Here is a 16,404-nt window from a genome sequence, read left to right as displayed (position 1 = left end):
CTGCGGCACCGGTCGAACCCCGGATGCGCGGCCCTTGTCTCTCATCAGCCGCCCCGCTTACGCTCCGCCGCTCACCGCACGCCTATCCCGCCTGGCGTCTGCCGCCACCTAATCGCGAGATCCGCCCCAATGCGTCCCACGTTCTTCCGCCGCACCTTGTACGTGCTGCTCGCCCTGCTGACCCTGGCCGCCTGTCAGAACAAGGACAAGGAACAGCAAGCCGCGCTGCCCGGCGGCGAAACACCGGAAGCCGCCGTGCAACAGTCGGTGGCCCTGATCAAGGCCGGCGACTTCGCCGGCTTCTGGAAGCACGCGCTGCCGCCGACCGATTACGCCGCCTTGCGCACCGATTGGCCGCGCGAGCGCCCCGACCAGCCGCCACTGAGCGACGAGGACCGCGCCGACTTCGCCGCCAAGCTCAAGGAATTCACCGAGCCGGGCGCCGAAGACAAGCTGTACGCCCAGGCCAAGGTCAAGCTGACCCAGTTGCAGCAGCAATACAGCGACCAGCTGCCGGTGATGATCGGCATCATGCAGGGCATCGCCCGCGCCAGCATCGAGCAGGGCAAGGACATGAGCGCCACGCAGAAGAAACAGGCCACCGACATCCTCAATATCGTCGCGCCCTGGGCGCAGCAGGTGCCATGGTTCGACCAGGCCAAGGCCAAGCAGTCGATCGGCATCTTCGTGGCCACCACCCGCAAGCTCGACCTCAAGAACGCCGACCAGCTGCGCGCGATGGATTTCGACACCGCCATGCAGAAATACAACGTCGGCTACCTCGGCCTGAAAGACATGCTGAACCTCTATGGCCTGTCAGTGGACGACACCCTGAACTCGGTCAAGGTCAGCACCCTCGAAAACGCCAACGGCCACGCCCGCGTGAAGATCGACTACACCCTGCTGGGCAAGCCGGTCACCACCGAATCCACCCTGGTGCAGCAGGACGGCCGCTGGTACAGCGAGGACATGCTGCAGAACGTGCGCGACGCCCATGCGCGGCTGATGGCCCCGGCCTCCGCCGGCAGCGCGCCCGCTCCCGCCAGCAGCACACATGTAATCGCCCAGGCGCCAGCCGCCGCCAGCAGCACGGCCAAACCAACGAAGCACTAAGCCCACCCAGTACAATGCGCGGATGCTGAATATGTCGACCGCGGAATCTTCCGCCCGCAGCCGCGCGCCCTGGTGGTTCAACCTGGCCGGGCAATTGCTTGAGCCCTGGGTGCGCATCCGGCGCGACCCGGCCGAACCCGCGACCCTGCTGCAGCCGGGCGCGCCGGTTTGCTACGTGATCGAGCGCGATGGTTTTTCCGATGCACTGATCCTGGAACGTGCCTGCCGCGAAGCCGGCTTGCCCAGCCCGATGCAACCGCTGTCGGGCACGCGCCGCAAGCGCTCGGTGTTCGCCCTGGCCCGCCGCGACGGCTGGCTGTTCGGCCGCAACCGCAAGCGCACGCCCAACGAACCGCTGGGTCAACTGGTGCGTTCGCTGGAAGGCGATCCGGAGCGCGATATCCAGATCGTGCCGGTCTCCATCTATGTCGGTCGCGCGCCCAATCGCGAGTCCGGCTGGTTCAGCGTGCTGTTCTCCGAAAACTGGGTGATGGTGGGCCGCTTCCGCCGCATGCTCGCCATGTTGCTCAACGGCCGCGACACCGTGGTGCATTTCTCCGCTCCGGTGTCGCTGCGCACGGTGTTGAACGAAGCCGGCGACATCCGTCCCGAGCGTTTCGCGCGCAAGATCGCCCGCGTGTTGCGTACGCACTTCCGGCGCATTCGCGCGGCGGTGATCGGCCCCGATCTGTCGCATCGTCGCACCATGGTCGATGCCGTACTCAATGCCGAGCCCGTGCGCGACGCCATCGCCGCCACCGCGGCGAAGGAAAACATCAGCCACGCCAAGGCCTGGCGCAAGGCGCAGGGCCTGGTGATGGAAATCGCCGCCGACTACTCGCACCCGGTAGTGCGTTCGGTGTCGTTCCTGCTCTCCAACTTCTGGAACAAGCTGTACGACGGCATCGCCATGCATCACTTCGACAAGGCCCGCGCCGCGGCGCCGGGTCATGAAGTGGTCTATGTGCCATGCCATCGCAGCCATGCCGACTATCTGCTGCTGAGCTACCAGCTGCATCAGGCCGGTGTGGTGGTGCCGCACATTGCCGCTGGCGTGAACCTCAATCTGCCCGGCATCGGCCCGATCCTGCGTCGCGGTGGCGCGTTCTTCCTGCGTCGCAGCTTCAAGGGCAATGCGCTGTACTCGGTGGTGTTCAACGAATACCTCGCGCAGCTGATCGACCGCGGCGTGCCGATCGAATACTTCATCGAAGGCGGCCGTTCGCGTACCGGCCGTCTGCTGGCGCCGCGGGCCGGCATGCTGGCGATGACCGTGCGTGCCTTCCTGCGCGCGCCGCGCCGCCCGGTGCTGTTCCAGCCGGTGTACATCGGCTACGAAAAGCTGATGGAGGGCAAGAGCTACGCGGGCGAGCTCTCCGGCAAGCCGAAGGAAAAGGAATCGCTGATCGGCCTGCTGCGCGGCCTGAAGGTGCTGCGCCAGCGCTACGGCCACGTCGCGCTCAACTTCGGCGAACCGATCGAACTGAACCCGCTGCTCGATGCGGCCAGCGCCGACTGGCGCGCCGCCACCACCGATCCGGACGCGAAGCCCGAATGGCTCGGCCGCGTGGTGGACGATCTGGCCGACAAGATCCAGATCAACATCAACCGCGCCGCTGACGTAAACCCCATCAACCTGATTGCGCTGGCCCTGCTCGCCACGCCCAAGCACGCGATGGCGGAGAACGACCTGCTCGCGCAGATCGAGCTCATGAAGGCGCTGCTGGAAGAGCTGCCCTACTCCGACCGCATGACGCTCACGCCGATGGACCCCGCCAGCGTGATCGCCTACGGCGAACAAATGGGCTGGATCCGCCGCGTGCGCCATCCGCTTGGCGACGTGCTGGTGACCGAAGGCGAGCAGGCGGTGCTGCTCAGCTACTTCCGCAACAACGTGCTGCATCTCACCGCCACGGCGGCGTGGGTGGCGTGCTGCTTCCTCAACAACCGCCGCATGTCGCGCGCCTCGGTGCTGCGCCTGGGCAAGATCATCTACCCCTTTATCCAGGGCGAACTGTTCCTGCCTTGGGATGCGGATGGTTTCTGCGCGCAGCTGCAAGCCACCATCGATTTCTTCGTGCGCCGCGGCCTGCTCGAATCCAACGGCGAAGGCCGTCTGCTGGAACGCGGCCCCGGCCAGGACGATGCGGCTTACCAGCTCAAGGTGATCGCACGCAGCCTGATCCAGGCCTTCGAGCGCTACTACATCACCATCGCCGCACTGGTGAAGAACGGCCCGCATACGCTCACCGCCGCCGAGCTGGAAAACGCATGCACGCTTACCGCGCAGCGCCTGGCCCTGCTCAATGAACTGTCGGCACCGGAGTTCTTCGACAAGGCATTGTTCCGCGGTTTCATCCAGAAGCTACGCGAAAGCCGCATCGTATGGACCGACGAAGCCGGCAAGCTCGACTACGACACCGCGCTGGAAGTGATGGTGCGCGATGCGCGCGTGATCCTGGCCCGCGAAGTACGCCACTCGATCCTCAAGATCACGCCGGGTGGCGATGGCGAGAAGGAAGCGCCGGCACCTGCCCCCGAGGCCGATCACTTGCCGGCGGACGTCTCCAGCGAAGCCCTGCACGAACGCCACGTGCGCGCCGAGCACGAGGCGCATGCCCACCATACGGCCGCCGCCGAATCCAAAGACAGCGAGACGCCCGGGCCCTGAGCCCGGCGCGTCTGCGCCATTTTCTGCGGCCTGACTTTCGTCACGGGTGACGGCCACCAAAAAGTCTGCCTAGGATGCGGCTTCCGCCAAGGGGGTCGCCATGTCCGCACGTCTCGCCATTGCACTCGTCGTCGCCGCTGTTTTGCCCATCGCCGCGACGGGCGCCGATGCCCCGGGCAGCCACAGCATCAGCGTGCTGCGTTGCGCGCGCCTGTTCGACCCTGCCGCCGGAAAAATGCTGGGCGAATCTACCGTGATCGTTGAGGGCGATCGCATCAAGGAAGTCCGTGCAGGTGCCGTCGATCCCGAGTCCTATCGACAGGGCGCCACGGGTGGCCACTTCGCCTATGTCAACTTCACCAACGCCACTTGCCTGCCCGGCCTGATCGACTCGCATACGCACCTCACCTCGGAAACCAGCCCCACCGGTTACACCGACCAGTTCCGCTGGAACACCGCCGACTACGCCATCCGCTCCACCGTCTACGCAAAACGCACTTTGCTGGCCGGCTTTACCACGGTGCGCAATCTCGGCGACAACCAGAACGAATCCATCGCGCTGCGCAATGCGATCAATGCCGGCATCGTGCCGGGCCCGCGCATCTACACCGCCGGCAAGGCTATCGGCTCCACTGGCGGCCATGCCGACCCCACCGACGGCTATCGCATGGACCTCGCCGGCGACCCCAACAGCAAAGACGGCATCATCAACAGTCCGGAAGACGCGATCAAAACCGTGCGCCAGCACTACAAGGAAGGTGTGGATCTGCTGAAGATCATGCCCTCCGGCGGCGTGCTTGACGAAAGCGCCAGCGTGGACAATGCGCAGATGACCATCGAGGAAATCAAAGCGGTGGTCACCGCCGCGCACGACTACGGCTACACCGTGGCCGCCCACGCGCACGGTGCCGAAGCCATTCGCCGCGCGGTGATCGCCGGTGTCGATTCGATCGAGCACGGCACCTTCATGAGCGACGAAGACATGAAGCTGATGAAGGAGCACGGCACCTGGTACGTGCCCACCATCGTCGCCGGCAAATACGTGCAACAGATGGCCGAAAAGCCCGGCTACTACCCGCCCCAGGTAGCCGCCAAGGCCAGGCAGGTCGGCCCCATCATCCAGGCCACCGCCGGCAAGGCCTACAAGGCCGGCGTGAAAATCGCCTTCGGTACGGATGCCGCGGTGTACCCCCACGGCCAGAACGCGCGCGAATTCCAATACATGGTTGAGGCAGGCATCCCGCCCATGGTCGCGCTGCAAGCCGCCACCACCCATGCCGCCGAACTACTGCACAAGTCGAACGAGCTGGGCGAGATCGCCCCCGGCCGCCGTGCCGACGTGATCGCCGTGCCCGGCAACCCCCTGGACGACATCACCGCCATGCAGCGGGTGAGCTTCGTCATGAAAGACGGGGTCATCTACAAGCAAGGCGGCGAGGCGGTAGCGGAATAAGGTGTCCACGCCTCCGACTGGCATGGAATCTCAGGTCGCGCGCTTTGCCCCTCCCCCTGCTCGCAGGGGGAGGCTGGGAGGGGGTAAGCCCTTGAGAAAACCTCTCCCGAAACGCTCTCTCAAATACTCACCCCTTCCCAACCCTCCCCTGTCCCACGGGGACTAGCTTCGCGTCGCAAGCAGGGGAGGGAGCTAAGAGCTCCCATACCTGAGCTAATCAGCACCCAGCAAGGGTGTCGAGAACAGCCATCCTGTAGCATGTACGCATGAGCGAACAGCAACCCAAAACCACCCATTTCGGTTTCCGCGACGTCCCCGTCGGCGACAAGCAAAAACTGGTCGGCCAGGTGTTCACCTCGGTGGCGCGCAGCTACGACCTGATGAACGACCTGATGTCGTTCGGCGTGCATCGCCTTTGGAAGCGCCACTTCGTCGCCATCAGCGGCGTGCGCAAAGGCGACCGCGTACTCGACCTCGCCGGCGGCACCGGCGACATCGCCGCACTGCTCAAGCCCGTTGTGGGCGCAGAAGGTGAAGTCGTCGTCGGCGACATCAACGCCGCCATGCTCGGCGTCGGCCGTGACCGCCTCACCGACCGCGGCCTCGTCTCCAGCCTGCGTTGGGCCCAGCTCAACGCCGAAGTCCTGCCCTTCCCCGACAACAGCTTCGATGCCGTCACCATGGCCTTCGGTCTGCGCAACGTAACCGACAAAGACAAGGCACTCGCCGACATCTGCCGCGTACTCAAGCCCGGCGGTCGTGCCCTCGTGCTGGAATTCTCCAAGGTGCAGAGCGACCTCTTCAGCAAGCTCTACGACTTCCACTCCTTCAAAGTGCTGCCGAAACTCGGCCAGCTCTTCGCAGGCGACGCCGACAGCTACCAATACCTCGCCGAATCCATCCGCAAGCATCCGGATCAGGAAACGTTGAAAGGGATGATGGAACGCGCCGGCTTCGGCAAGGTGGAAGTGCGCAACCTCACCAATGGCATCGTGGCGATCCATCGGGCCTACAAGCTCTAAGCACATCGCGCTCCGCTGTCGCGGCGACAGCACCAAGCAACAACGCATAACCCATCAGTCGCCCAGGTGCGGCACACCGTGCTCATAACGCGATGTGCCGCGGGTGATCATAGAGCGCTAGTCGTCCGCCAGTTTCCCTTGCTTCAACTTCCTCGCGTATTGCCGAAGAAAGTGAACCGCAACGAGCAAACCACCCCTGCACTCCAGCGTCAGCGGATCAACGGCTGACGTTGGCGCCATGGCGTCACCCTGCGTGCTGGGAAGCGCATCGTCGCGCGCGAGCACGCAGTGGAGTGCATCCACAGCAATGGCAATACCGGTGAGCTTGATGGATCGACGCTGCCGCGCCGATCTACTCGCCCCTGCGCGAATGCGCGGGCGGCTGGTTGAAGGCTTGGGCTTCTCGCCGGGGGGATCCGACAGGCGAGCAGGTGCCGTATGATCTGGCTTAGCCACGATCAACTCCTTAGCAGTTGGTTTGGTTAGCGGGTCGTGTGAGGTGCAACTCACGCGATCCGCGCTTCTTCACAGCATCGCTGCCATGGTCACCCACGTAGACTCGTTAAAGACAGCGTGGGTGACTAGCCGAACGTAGCGAAAGTGCGCCGGCGCGTCTGTAGGTATATGCCGCGTTGTGATGCGTATCTGTGCGCTTAGGCGAGTGGAATTTTTACTCTCCTGCGCGACGTGGAGCGACGCTAACGCTGCACAGGCTCCCTTGGCGATGCATCCCGCACCACGATGGTTTCCCGCTGCGGCGTCTTGTCCTGATCGACAATGAAGCTCAACTCATAGCTGCCGGGGCGGAGATAGAGCTCGCCGGAAGGCGCCTCCTGCGTGCTGCCATACACATCCATCGGGCCGATGGACAGCGCGACCCGCGACAAGTCCAACAACAGACGGTCAGCAGGTATCGCATCCGGTCCTTCATCGGCGTAACGCGCTTCGACCAGGCAGGGGTAATGCCCGTGGCAAGCGTTGGCATTTACCTGATGCGTGCGGCGCAGACCGCCCAGGCTCAGCCAGGTGGGGCGCCCATGTTGCAGCTTTTCCGGCGGAAAGAACACGGTGACGTCATAAGGGGGGCTGAGCGACCACGGCTTATTGTTCGCATCGACGAAAACAATAGGAACACCGGGCTGCAGTTGCTTCATCACTGCCGTGTAATAGGGATGATCGTTCTTGCTCTTGGGGCGCGGATACATCGCGGTCTGATTGACCGATAGCATCGGCGCGGTCGTGAGCTTGTGGAGATGCTCCGCCATGGATTGGCCGCCGAGGTAACGGCCCGATTTCACGATATGGTCGTAGCCCGCCTGCACAACCAGCCGTGCGTGCGGATCGTGCGCGAACACGCTCTCGTATAGGAGACGTGCTTGCTCGGCTTCGCGCGCATCGGCACTGCCGGCATCCGAGGTCGTTTCATAGGCGATCACTTTGAAACCGAGTTTCAGCGCCGTGCGCACCATTTCCCCGTAGATGGGTTCTTCGGTGTAGAAGCCACTGTCTGTCGTGGGGTAGCCGCGCGCCTGCAAACCGGTATCGCTTTGCATCAGCGTTTCGGCGGCGAAATAGCGAAAGCCCTCCGCATACAGGCGACTGAGCAGTTGCACGGACAGGCTGCGTGTGAGCGCCACGTTGTGCGCTTCGTTGAGAAGCACGATCTGGTAATTCCTGGCCAGCTCGGGAATAGCGTCCAGCGCCGGACGCGCCACATAGCCGCCTTCAGCCAGCGGCGAAGGCAAGTCATCCGCCTGCGGAATCTGCGCGATCGAGAAGCTCCTTACGGCAGCCGGGTAATCGCCCAAAAAGCTCTGATACCAACTCAAATACTGCCCAAAGATCAGGCGGAACGCTGGCGAGTCATCGCTCGCGGAAGCCTTGCGCATCACCATGTACTGTGCCAGCAAGCCCTTGTGGCGACGAGCCTGGGCCAAAATGTCGCCTGCCTTTTCCATCGCGGACGTCTGTTGTGCCCGCCACGTTTCGGCCGACTGCGCATGGATGACCGGTGCTGTGCAAACCAGCCACAGCATGCCTACGGTGGCGGCGCGGTAGATCGCCACGAATTTGCCGAGAGCCAGCCTGACACGAGGTATCCCACGCATTTGTCGGTCCTCCTGGCGGCATCATGCACCCGCCGGGGCTTGGCACCCAAGAGTCACTGGCACCATGCTCTCGCCATGAACCGGCGTGAGCTCAAAGCTTTGGGAGCACCAAATCTGGACGATGAAGATGAATGGATTTCAGCATTTTCCGTACATCCGCTAAGTAAAAGTGCTTTAGCGAGATATCAATGAAGTCAGCGTCACCTGAAGGCCTCTCGGCATAGATCGCAATTCTTCGAAAAGGCCTCGAAGGCGACACAAACTCGGCCGAGTTGGCCACCTCTAGCTGAACTTTGGTGATTGCCTCATACCTTACACACACGTTGCCGCCGCTGGCCTCCTGGCGGATCTCTTCATTTGTCCAAAATATCTTGTACTTGAACCCGAAAGAGAAGTACGCGAATGCGAGCAGCCAGATGACGCAGACGGCGATGGCGATCCCCCACTCATGCCTCTTCATCGAAACAAACAGTGCTCCAAAGGAGATCAAGAGCAATAAGCTCACCTCTCCAATGTATGGAGCGAGCCCTCTTCGAAGACGTTGAACTGACCTATCGACAATCATTGGCACGATGCCTGAGCAGCGAGACTGCCTCACGCTTGAATTCCGCGGCGAATCGTTCACGCTTGACTATCTGACACCTTCAAAGGTGTCCGTCAAACTCGGGTCATCTCACTCTGCCCCCTTTTCGCCCAGACCCCTTTTCGCCTCAGACCGCATTGAACTACTCAGTTAATTGAATATGCTGATAACCGCCCTTAGAAAAATAATAAAGAATGGAGCCAGCCTCAATTGCCTCGTACGATATCGAATCCTGACTTATTTTGAACTTTTTCCCATTCACATCTGAATTAACACCCGGATCAACCCGCCAAACCACTGACAGATAAGAAACATCTTTTGGTTCGTCAAGGACAGTGATGGCCTTCTTAGACTCGTCCGTCTCCGGGTGAATCACAATCAACATTTGCTTGAGACCAACTTCATTCTTGAAAAGAGTTACGGCATAGGATTTTTGTCGACGTCCATCAAAATTGCCCGCCGCCACGCCCGGACAATCCGATCCGGAATGTTCACGCAATAAATCCTGATCTTCTTCCCGCAGATCTTTTAACTCGACCACATGCCATCCAGGAAATTTAATGGACAGCTTCGACCGCACATTATCTGGAAGGCAAGGGGTACTGGCTCTGAGCGGCACCATTGATGAACAAAGCAGCAGAACAATGAAAGAGCCTAAAATCTTCATTTAATGTGTCCTCAATGACCCACTTCAGGGAGTGGTAAATCGCCTCGACCACCGTTAGTACCATGCCCAAGCTGAATATGGTCGTGGGGGCCAGTAGCATGAGCAGAAGGATTCGCTCTTTCGTTTTGGCCATATCCGGCCCCGCAATTAGCCGCGCATTGCAAGACCTGCTGCTCATGGCCAGGTGTAACCCTAAGATCTGCAGCCTCACCTCTGCCGTGTGCACTATCGCTCGGGTGCTGCGGAATGACCTCATCCGTTGACGTCACAGTTATTCTCTCTGCTGGGCACTGTTGCTGCACACAACTTAAGAGATCCGCAAGTCGGCCAGTAGCTTGCGGCACATTTTTTTTGTACTGCAATTGCTGCTGTGGTGGCTGTGGCGGCTGTGGCGGCTGTGGCGGCTGTGGCGGCTGTGGCGGAGGCGGGGGTTGCTGCGGTTGCCCTTGCTGCTCTTGTTGATCAGCCTCTCTCCCGTCCGGATCAATAAACAGCACTGGATTGTTATTAGCGTAATTGAACCGATTAAAGGAAACTTGATTTCCAGATACAGGATGAACCGGGTCGGTACTTAAGAACCGCATGCTTATGGGGTCGTAGTATCGAGCCTGCATATAGACGAGATCAGTATCCTGATCACTCACGTGCCCCGTGTAACCTGGACCAGAAGGTGGATTACCAAGGGCCTGTGAGCCATACGGCTTATAGTCAAACGTCGCTGTGACATTACCACTCACATCCGCTTCCGCCAGCGGCGTCCCCTGCGGATCGGTATAGATATAAGTCACATTGCCCGCACTGGCCGTCGCACACACCAACATCCAGAGACTGACCACGGCAACAAAATTCTTCAGCATCGTCATGACCATCTCCTTGGTTAGCCGCCGGTACCGCCCGAGGCGAGCGATGTGGTGACCCACGCGCCAAAGTCAGAACAACCACTGCCATTGCATGCCTGCACGCGGAAACTCACCGTGCCGTTGACCTGCAGAAGCTGTTGGTAGGACGTACTGGAGCCGCTATAGAACGTCGACAGATTGTTGTAGGGGTCTCTGTATTGCACCGTGTAGGTCGTCGCCGTAGCCGCCGCATTCCAACTCAGATGCACAACCGGTTTGGTCCATGGATTGGTGGTAGTCAACGTCATGCCGGTTGGTACAGGAGGCGGTAGCAGAACGGAGACGCTAACTGCACTACCCCAAGGTCCGCAGCCACCGGCATTGCATGCAATCGCGGCGTAGGCATAAGTGCCAGTGCCGCGACCGCTCGTGCTCCAGCTAGTGGAGCCGCCACTCTGCACGGTATTCCAAGCGCCGCCATTGACCTGTTCCGCCAAGTCATAGCGAGTGGCTCCGGCAACAGCTGTCCATGTAACGGTGTAACTACCTGTCGAATTATTGCCTGGGGCGGATACAGTCGGCGCGCTACTCGGCGGGATGGTGACGGTGACGGTGCTACTGCCGATGAAGCCGCTGCACCCGCTGGCATTGCACGCCTGCACATAGAAGATCACGCTGCCGGTGGCACCTTCGGTGGTGGAAGCACTGGTCGCACCGCCGCCATACACGCCGGTCCAGCCACCACCATTGAAGCTCTGGTACAGGTTGTAGCTCGTCGCCGTACTGCTGGCCGCCCAGCTGATCGACACCGGTCCATTGCTGGTGCCCGGTACGCTGATGCTGCCCGGCGCGGGTGGCGGCAATAGCACCGTCGTTGTTCCGGTACTGCTCCAGCCCCCACAGCCACCCACGTTGCACGCCTGCGCGCGATAGCCATAGCCGCCGTTGCCACGACCACTGGTCGCCCAGCTGGTGTTGCCGTTGGCCTGCACCGTGGTCCAGCCACCGCCGTTGATGCTTTCCTGCAGCGTGTAACTGGTGGCGGTGCTTACCGCCGTCCAGCTGATTGTGTAGCTGCCATTGGTGCTGTTGCCCGGTGCCGACACTGTCGGTACGCCGGTGGGCGGATGCGTCACCACTAAGGTGCCGCTGGTCGCCCATGCACTGCAGTTGTAGGCGTTGCAGGCTTCCACGCGATACACGTAGTTGCCGTTCGCCAGCCCGCTGACAGCGGTACTGAGCGCGGCGCCGTTGTAGATCTGCGTCCAGTTGGTGCCGCCATCACTGCTCTGCTGCGCGATGTAATGCGTCACCTGCGTCACTGCAGCCCAGCTCACCGTCGCGGTGCCGTCCGCGCTGCTGGCCGGCACGCTGACACTGGTCGGTGCCGGAGGCACCACGCCATAGGTGGTATCCACCGTCACCGCCGAGGAAGTGACCCAGCCACGCGTACCGTAGGCGTTCTTGGCTTGCACCTGATAGGTGTAGCTACCGCTGGTGGTGCCCGGGCGGCTGATCGAGGTGGCCGTGGTGCCGGAGGCGATGATGGTCCACGCGCCGTTGTTCACCGCTTCCTGCACGTCATAGCTCGTCGCCGACGCTGACGCACTCCAGCTCACCGAGTAATTGCCGTTGGTGATGCTAGTGGGCACCGTGATCGTAGGTTGCACCGGCGTCACGCCGAGCGCGGAAGATACGGTCCACGCGGTGCAGCCGGCCGAGGCGCAGGCCTGTACTTCATAGGTGTAGCTGCCGCCGCTCTTGTTGATCAGCGCCAGACTGTTGGTGGTGAGGGTGCCGCCACCCACTGCGGCCCAGGTCGCACCACCGTCGGTGCTCTCGTTGAGGTTATAGCCCGTCGCGCCCGGCACGGCGGTCCAGCTGACCGTGTAGTTGCCGTTGTTGGGATTGGCGCTGAAGCTGATGCTGGCCGGCGCGGACAACTGTAACGACTCGTTGCGCGCGATCAGCTTCTTGCCGAGGTAGATGTAGTTGGTGGCCTTGGACGCACTGGCATCGAAGGCATACACCAGCTGACCCGCCTGGGTATAGAAGTAGTAGCTCGCCCCTGCCCCGCTGGCCGGCGCCTTCATCACACGACGGCCCGCCGCGTCATAGGCGTAGCTGTCGTAGCCCTGCACGCTGGTGAGCTGGTTCTTCTGGTCGAAGTTCAGCGCGGCGCCATTGCGGTTGTTGACGTTGCCACGGTTGTCGTACTGCAGCGTCACCACCGAAGTGGCGCCCTGGGTGATGCTGCCCAGGCGATTGGTGGCGTCGTAGTTATAGGTAAAGGTCTGACCGCCGCTGACCCGGCTACGGATGTTGTTGAGCGGGTCGTAGCTGTAGGTTTCGGTACCCCACAGGCCGTTAGCCTGCGCTTGAGTCAAGCGATTCAAGGTGTCGTACCTAAGCACCTTGCTGCGCGGACCGCCGGCCAGATCGTTGATCGTGCCGATGTTGCCGTTGGCATCGTAGCTGTAATCCTCACTGAGCTTCAGGGTGCTGCCGTTGCCGTAGCTGAAGTTGCTGAGCAGTAGGCGTGCATTCTTTTGCACGGCATAACTGTCGCCATTGCCATACGTGAACTGCGCCAGGTCGCCGTCGGGGAAGTAACCCACACCGCTGGCGTAGCTACCCACTTGCGTGGCGCGGCCGAGCGCATCCGGTGCATAGCCCACCGCCTCGCCATTCGGATACTGGATGGTGCTGATGGAGCCATAGGCATCGTGGGCATAACCCATGCGCCATTGATCCTGGCCGCTGACCTGCAGCGATTCACCGGTCAGCTGGCCCAGCTTGTTGCGATAGCCGGTCCAGTACGTCAGACCAGAGTTGGTCGTGGCGACGTTACCGAGCGGATCGTAGGTATACGTCGTGCTCTGCGTCCCCGCCGGTGGGGCCAGGGTCAGCACGCGGTTCATCGCATCGTAGCCACGCGTGGTCTGCGCGGCCGCGGCCACCTGATCCTGACCGCAACCCGTTCCGGTGATGGACAGGCCCGAGGCGGTCCAGGCCACGTTGTTGGCCGCATCGTAGGCCGTCACTTCGCTACCGCTTTCCGGCTCGGTGGTGCGGCACAGGCGGTGGTAGCTGTCGTAGGTCAGTGTCTTGGTGACGCTATCGCTCTCGGTGCCGTAGAGGCCCGACTGGGTGATCGACAACGGGTTGCCGTAGAGATCACGACTGATCGCCTGGGCAATGCCTTCCGGTGCCTGCACCTGGATCACCGCGTCGTACGAGGGCTGATCGAAGACCTGGTAGCTGGTGGTGGTGACGTAACTCTTGGGATCGGTGACCTGCTTGCGCGCACCGGAGAGATACGCCGTTGTCGTGGTTAGCGTGCCCAACTCGGAGGTTTGCTGGGTCTGGGTCAAACGACCCAGCGCGTCATAGACGCTGGTGGTGCCGCTGCCGATGGAGCCCAGGTCCGGCGCACCGCTGACGGGATACGACACAAAGGTCTTCTGTCCCTTCCAGTCGTAATCGATGCGTGTGCTGATATCGGAAGTCGATACCCCATTGATGGAGGTGTCGCTCAACACCGGACGCAGCATCGCATCGAAGTACGTGGTGGTGACCGCATTACCCTTGGTGGTCGTGCGACGCCAATGCATGCCACTGATGCCGCGCTCGGCACTCGTTACGGGGGTGTAGCTGAAGCTCTTGGGATACCAGGCCACTTCGTCGCCGGCCGGATAGGTGATGCCGGTGATGCGGCCGATGCTGTCGTAGCTATAGCTGGTGGTGCTTCCTGCTTGATCGGTGAGGCTGCTGATCTGACCGAAGTCGTCGACCACCAGACTCTGCGACGTGTTATCCGGGTAGCCGATCGATTGCGGGATACCCCGCTTGTAGTTGCTCAACGTGGTGGTGTGATTGTTGGGGTCGGTGAAGCTGGCGAGCTGGCCTTGGCCGTCATAGCTGTAGTTCATCAGCGTCTGACCGAACTTGGAGCGCGACTGCAGCGTCACGTTGGACAGGTTGTAGGTGTAGACGCTCTCTTGCTCGCCGGTGGTGAGGTTATCGGTCTCCTGAGGCAGTCCGAGCACCCAGTGCGGCAGATCGTTGAGGTAGCTGGTCTGTTCCTCGATCGCGCTTTGTCCGGCGATGCTGTTGTAGCGCTTCACCTTGGTGGGATGCGCATAGGCATCGAAGGCTTCGACGAGCCAAACGTAGGTATCGCCATCCTGCTGCAGGGTGCGCTGATTGACCGGGATCAACTGACCCGCCTGGGCCTGGTTCACGACAATTTGCGGCGAAGTACCCTGCGTCGTCGGCCACGGGCCGCCGGTGGGATTGGCATAGCTATTGATCTCGGAGCGCACCACGGCGGTGCCGGAGGCGCCTGCGTAATAGTCCGTCTGCAACAGCATGCTTTCGCTGGCATCGAACTTGTTGCTGAAGGTGTATTTGACGTCATGGCCCGCCGGATCCACCACGTCGGTCACGACTGTGGATGCGCACCCCGAAGTGCAATCGGTCGTCCAGCTGTAGTTGAATCCGGAATAGCTGTAGGCCCACGTATAGGTGGGCAGACCGGCGCCCGTGAACTGTTTCTGGGTGATTGAGTTCTGCTTGTAGATATTGGGAAAGCGCAGGTCGTAGCCGTTGCCCAGGTTGGGGCAGTAATACGGCACATTGGAGCGGCCGCGAACGGTGCTTTGCACGGTGAATGTACCGGTCAAACCCGAAGGGTGCGTAATGCTTCCCGACGACGTAACGGCGTCCTGCGGCTTCGGAACCAAGGCGCATACGTTGCTATCGTCGATCAGATAGCCGTCGCTGGGCAGCGGCGCGAAGTTTCCAAGATTGAAGGACCACGCGCTGCCGTCCGGCTGCTGCACGCTTGTCAGTCGCGGCAGATAGGGATCACTGGTGTAGCTGTAGGTCCAGGTTCTTGGTGCGCCGCTTGCAGGCTGCAACGTGACCGAATGGACGCGATAAGAAACAGGATTGACGTAGTTTCCGAACGTGTCTTTCTGCTGGCTCTGCCAACTCTCCCACGTCAACGACACCTGCCGGCCATCGCTCGCCTGTATGCCCGTGAGGTTGCCATTGCCGTCGTAGCTGAAAGTCAGCGTGTTGCCGAAGCGATCCACTACTTTCGACGCGAGCATCATGGCCACGCGGCGATACAGCGCACCACCACCACCGAAGGCTACTTGATCAGCCTTCTTGTAGACCAACGCATCGAGCCAATAGCTGGTGCCATCCGGAGAAACGGCGAGGAAGCCCTCCCCCGCTGCGCCATTGGACGTCTGCGGCAAGCACCCGATCGACCAGTGCTGCTTGGTAACCAGAGGAAACGACTCGGACGTTCCATTAACCGTCATCTGCGGCGACAGCGTGTTCGACGCATCACGCATCAACACGTCCTGGCTGCCTGCTCCGGGAATGATCAGCTGATAGCCATGCCACCATTGCTGCGGCATGTAGTCGATCTGCGTTCCCTTGAAGGCGACAAACATATCGGGACCGCTGGCGAACGAACTGCAACGCTGCGCGCTGCTGGTGAAGAACCATTGCGCGGTATCCGCCGGCTCGAGATTTCCCGAGCCGTTCGCCGCCGACATCGTCTCCAGTCGCGGCACTTCCAGCGACCAGTCGACGAACGCGTTGTTGAGGAAGGTGTGATAGACGGTTACCGGACTGACATCCGGCAGATGAAACTCGCGCGTGAGCTGCAACAACGGGCCAATACCCGCCGCGCTTACATCAGTCTGCTCGAAAGACAGCGCGCCGTTGTACAGGCTGATCTGCTCGCCGAAGGGATTTTCTCCTAGCGGCTGGATGTCCTCGCTGACCTTGATGCGCTTCTGATACTCACTCTCCGGCGATACCGGCGCCGCCGACTGAGACCATGCCGCCGAGGTGGCGAACAAGTACATCGCAGCCAGCAGCCCAAGGCGCATCCCACGCCCATTTCCCAGCGTCATAAGCAACTTCCC

The 16,404-nt window shown here is 61.5% G+C and carries 10 protein-coding genes; 4 read left to right on the top strand and 6 right to left on the bottom strand.

Features of this window, described 5'->3' with window-relative positions; translation table 11 throughout:
* Positions 1–129: 129 nt before the first annotated feature.
* The 4 genes from ISS97_RS03460 to ubiE all read left to right on the top strand — a co-directional run bounded on the left by ISS97_RS03460 (position 130) and on the right by ubiE (position 6,259).
* Positions 130–1,113: a hypothetical protein gene (locus ISS97_RS03460; protein WP_379984958.1), complete on the top strand. Its 984-nt coding sequence runs from the start codon at positions 130–132 to the stop codon at positions 1,111–1,113.
* A gap of 22 nt (positions 1,114–1,135) precedes the next feature.
* On the top strand, positions 1,136–3,784 hold the full coding sequence (gene plsB / locus ISS97_RS03455; protein ID WP_379984957.1) for a glycerol-3-phosphate 1-O-acyltransferase PlsB: 2,649 nt from the start codon (positions 1,136–1,138) through the stop codon (positions 3,782–3,784).
* 100 nt (positions 3,785–3,884) lie between these two features.
* On the top strand, positions 3,885–5,237 hold the full coding sequence (locus ISS97_RS03450) for a metal-dependent hydrolase family protein (protein WP_379984956.1): 1,353 nt from the start codon (positions 3,885–3,887) through the stop codon (positions 5,235–5,237).
* 266 nt (positions 5,238–5,503) lie between these two features.
* Positions 5,504–6,259, top strand: coding sequence for a bifunctional demethylmenaquinone methyltransferase/2-methoxy-6-polyprenyl-1,4-benzoquinol methylase UbiE (gene ubiE, locus ISS97_RS03445; RefSeq protein WP_379984955.1), 756 nt, complete (start codon positions 5,504–5,506; stop codon positions 6,257–6,259).
* Between the two features lie 117 nt (positions 6,260–6,376).
* On the opposite strand, the gene ISS97_RS03440 is transcribed toward ubiE, so the two are convergent.
* The 6 genes from ISS97_RS03440 to ISS97_RS03415 all read right to left on the bottom strand — a co-directional run bounded on the left by ISS97_RS03440 (position 6,377) and on the right by ISS97_RS03415 (position 16,392).
* Positions 6,377–6,715: a hypothetical protein gene (locus ISS97_RS03440; protein WP_379984954.1), complete on the bottom strand. Its 339-nt coding sequence runs from the start codon at positions 6,713–6,715 to the stop codon at positions 6,377–6,379.
* 242 nt (positions 6,716–6,957) lie between these two features.
* Positions 6,958–8,367: a hypothetical protein gene (locus tag ISS97_RS03435; RefSeq protein ID WP_379984953.1), complete on the bottom strand. Its 1,410-nt coding sequence runs from the start codon at positions 8,365–8,367 to the stop codon at positions 6,958–6,960.
* A 91-nt stretch (positions 8,368–8,458) separates the two neighbouring features.
* On the bottom strand, positions 8,459–8,863 hold the full coding sequence (locus ISS97_RS03430) for a hypothetical protein (protein WP_379984952.1): 405 nt from the start codon (positions 8,861–8,863) through the stop codon (positions 8,459–8,461).
* Positions 8,864–9,092: 229 nt separating this feature from the next.
* A complete protein-coding gene (locus tag ISS97_RS03425; RefSeq protein ID WP_379984951.1) occupies positions 9,093–9,617 on the bottom strand; it encodes a hypothetical protein in 525 nt (174 codons plus the stop codon).
* A gap of 11 nt (positions 9,618–9,628) precedes the next feature.
* Positions 9,629–10,480: an RHS repeat-associated core domain-containing protein gene (locus ISS97_RS03420; RefSeq protein WP_379984950.1), complete on the bottom strand. Its 852-nt coding sequence runs from the start codon at positions 10,478–10,480 to the stop codon at positions 9,629–9,631.
* Positions 10,481–10,494: 14 nt separating this feature from the next.
* Complete coding sequence (locus ISS97_RS03415; RefSeq protein WP_379984949.1) at positions 10,495–16,392, bottom strand: hypothetical protein; 5,898 nt, start codon at positions 16,390–16,392, stop codon at positions 10,495–10,497.
* Between the last annotated feature and the right edge of the window lie 12 nt (positions 16,393–16,404).

The sequence above is a fragment of the Dyella koreensis genome (assembly GCF_044904565.1).
GTDB classification, from domain to species: domain Bacteria; phylum Pseudomonadota; class Gammaproteobacteria; order Xanthomonadales; family Rhodanobacteraceae; genus Dyella_D; species Dyella_D koreensis.
The sequence above is the reverse complement of the archived record's forward strand: the minus strand, read 5'-3'. Positions and strand labels throughout refer to the sequence as shown.

What these genes read in the sequence shown, in the direction of transcription:
- ubiE (WP_379984955.1), top strand. Translation starts at nt 5,504, where the DNA reads ATGAGCGAACAGCAACCCAAAACCACCCATTTCGGTTTCCGCGACGTC.
- ISS97_RS03435 (WP_379984953.1), bottom strand. Translation starts at nt 8,367, where the DNA reads ATGCGTGGGATACCTCGTGTCAGGCTGGCTCTCGGCAAATTCGTGGCG.
- ISS97_RS03425 (WP_379984951.1), bottom strand. Translation starts at nt 9,617, where the DNA reads ATGAAGATTTTAGGCTCTTTCATTGTTCTGCTGCTTTGTTCATCAATG.
- ISS97_RS03415 (WP_379984949.1), bottom strand. Translation starts at nt 16,392, where the DNA reads ATGACGCTGGGAAATGGGCGTGGGATGCGCCTTGGGCTGCTGGCTGCG.
- ISS97_RS03420 (WP_379984950.1), bottom strand. Translation starts at nt 10,480, where the DNA reads ATGACGATGCTGAAGAATTTTGTTGCCGTGGTCAGTCTCTGGATGTTG.
- ISS97_RS03460 (WP_379984958.1), top strand. Translation starts at nt 130, where the DNA reads ATGCGTCCCACGTTCTTCCGCCGCACCTTGTACGTGCTGCTCGCCCTG.
- ISS97_RS03450 (WP_379984956.1), top strand. Translation starts at nt 3,885, where the DNA reads ATGTCCGCACGTCTCGCCATTGCACTCGTCGTCGCCGCTGTTTTGCCC.
- plsB (WP_379984957.1), top strand. Translation starts at nt 1,136, where the DNA reads ATGCTGAATATGTCGACCGCGGAATCTTCCGCCCGCAGCCGCGCGCCC.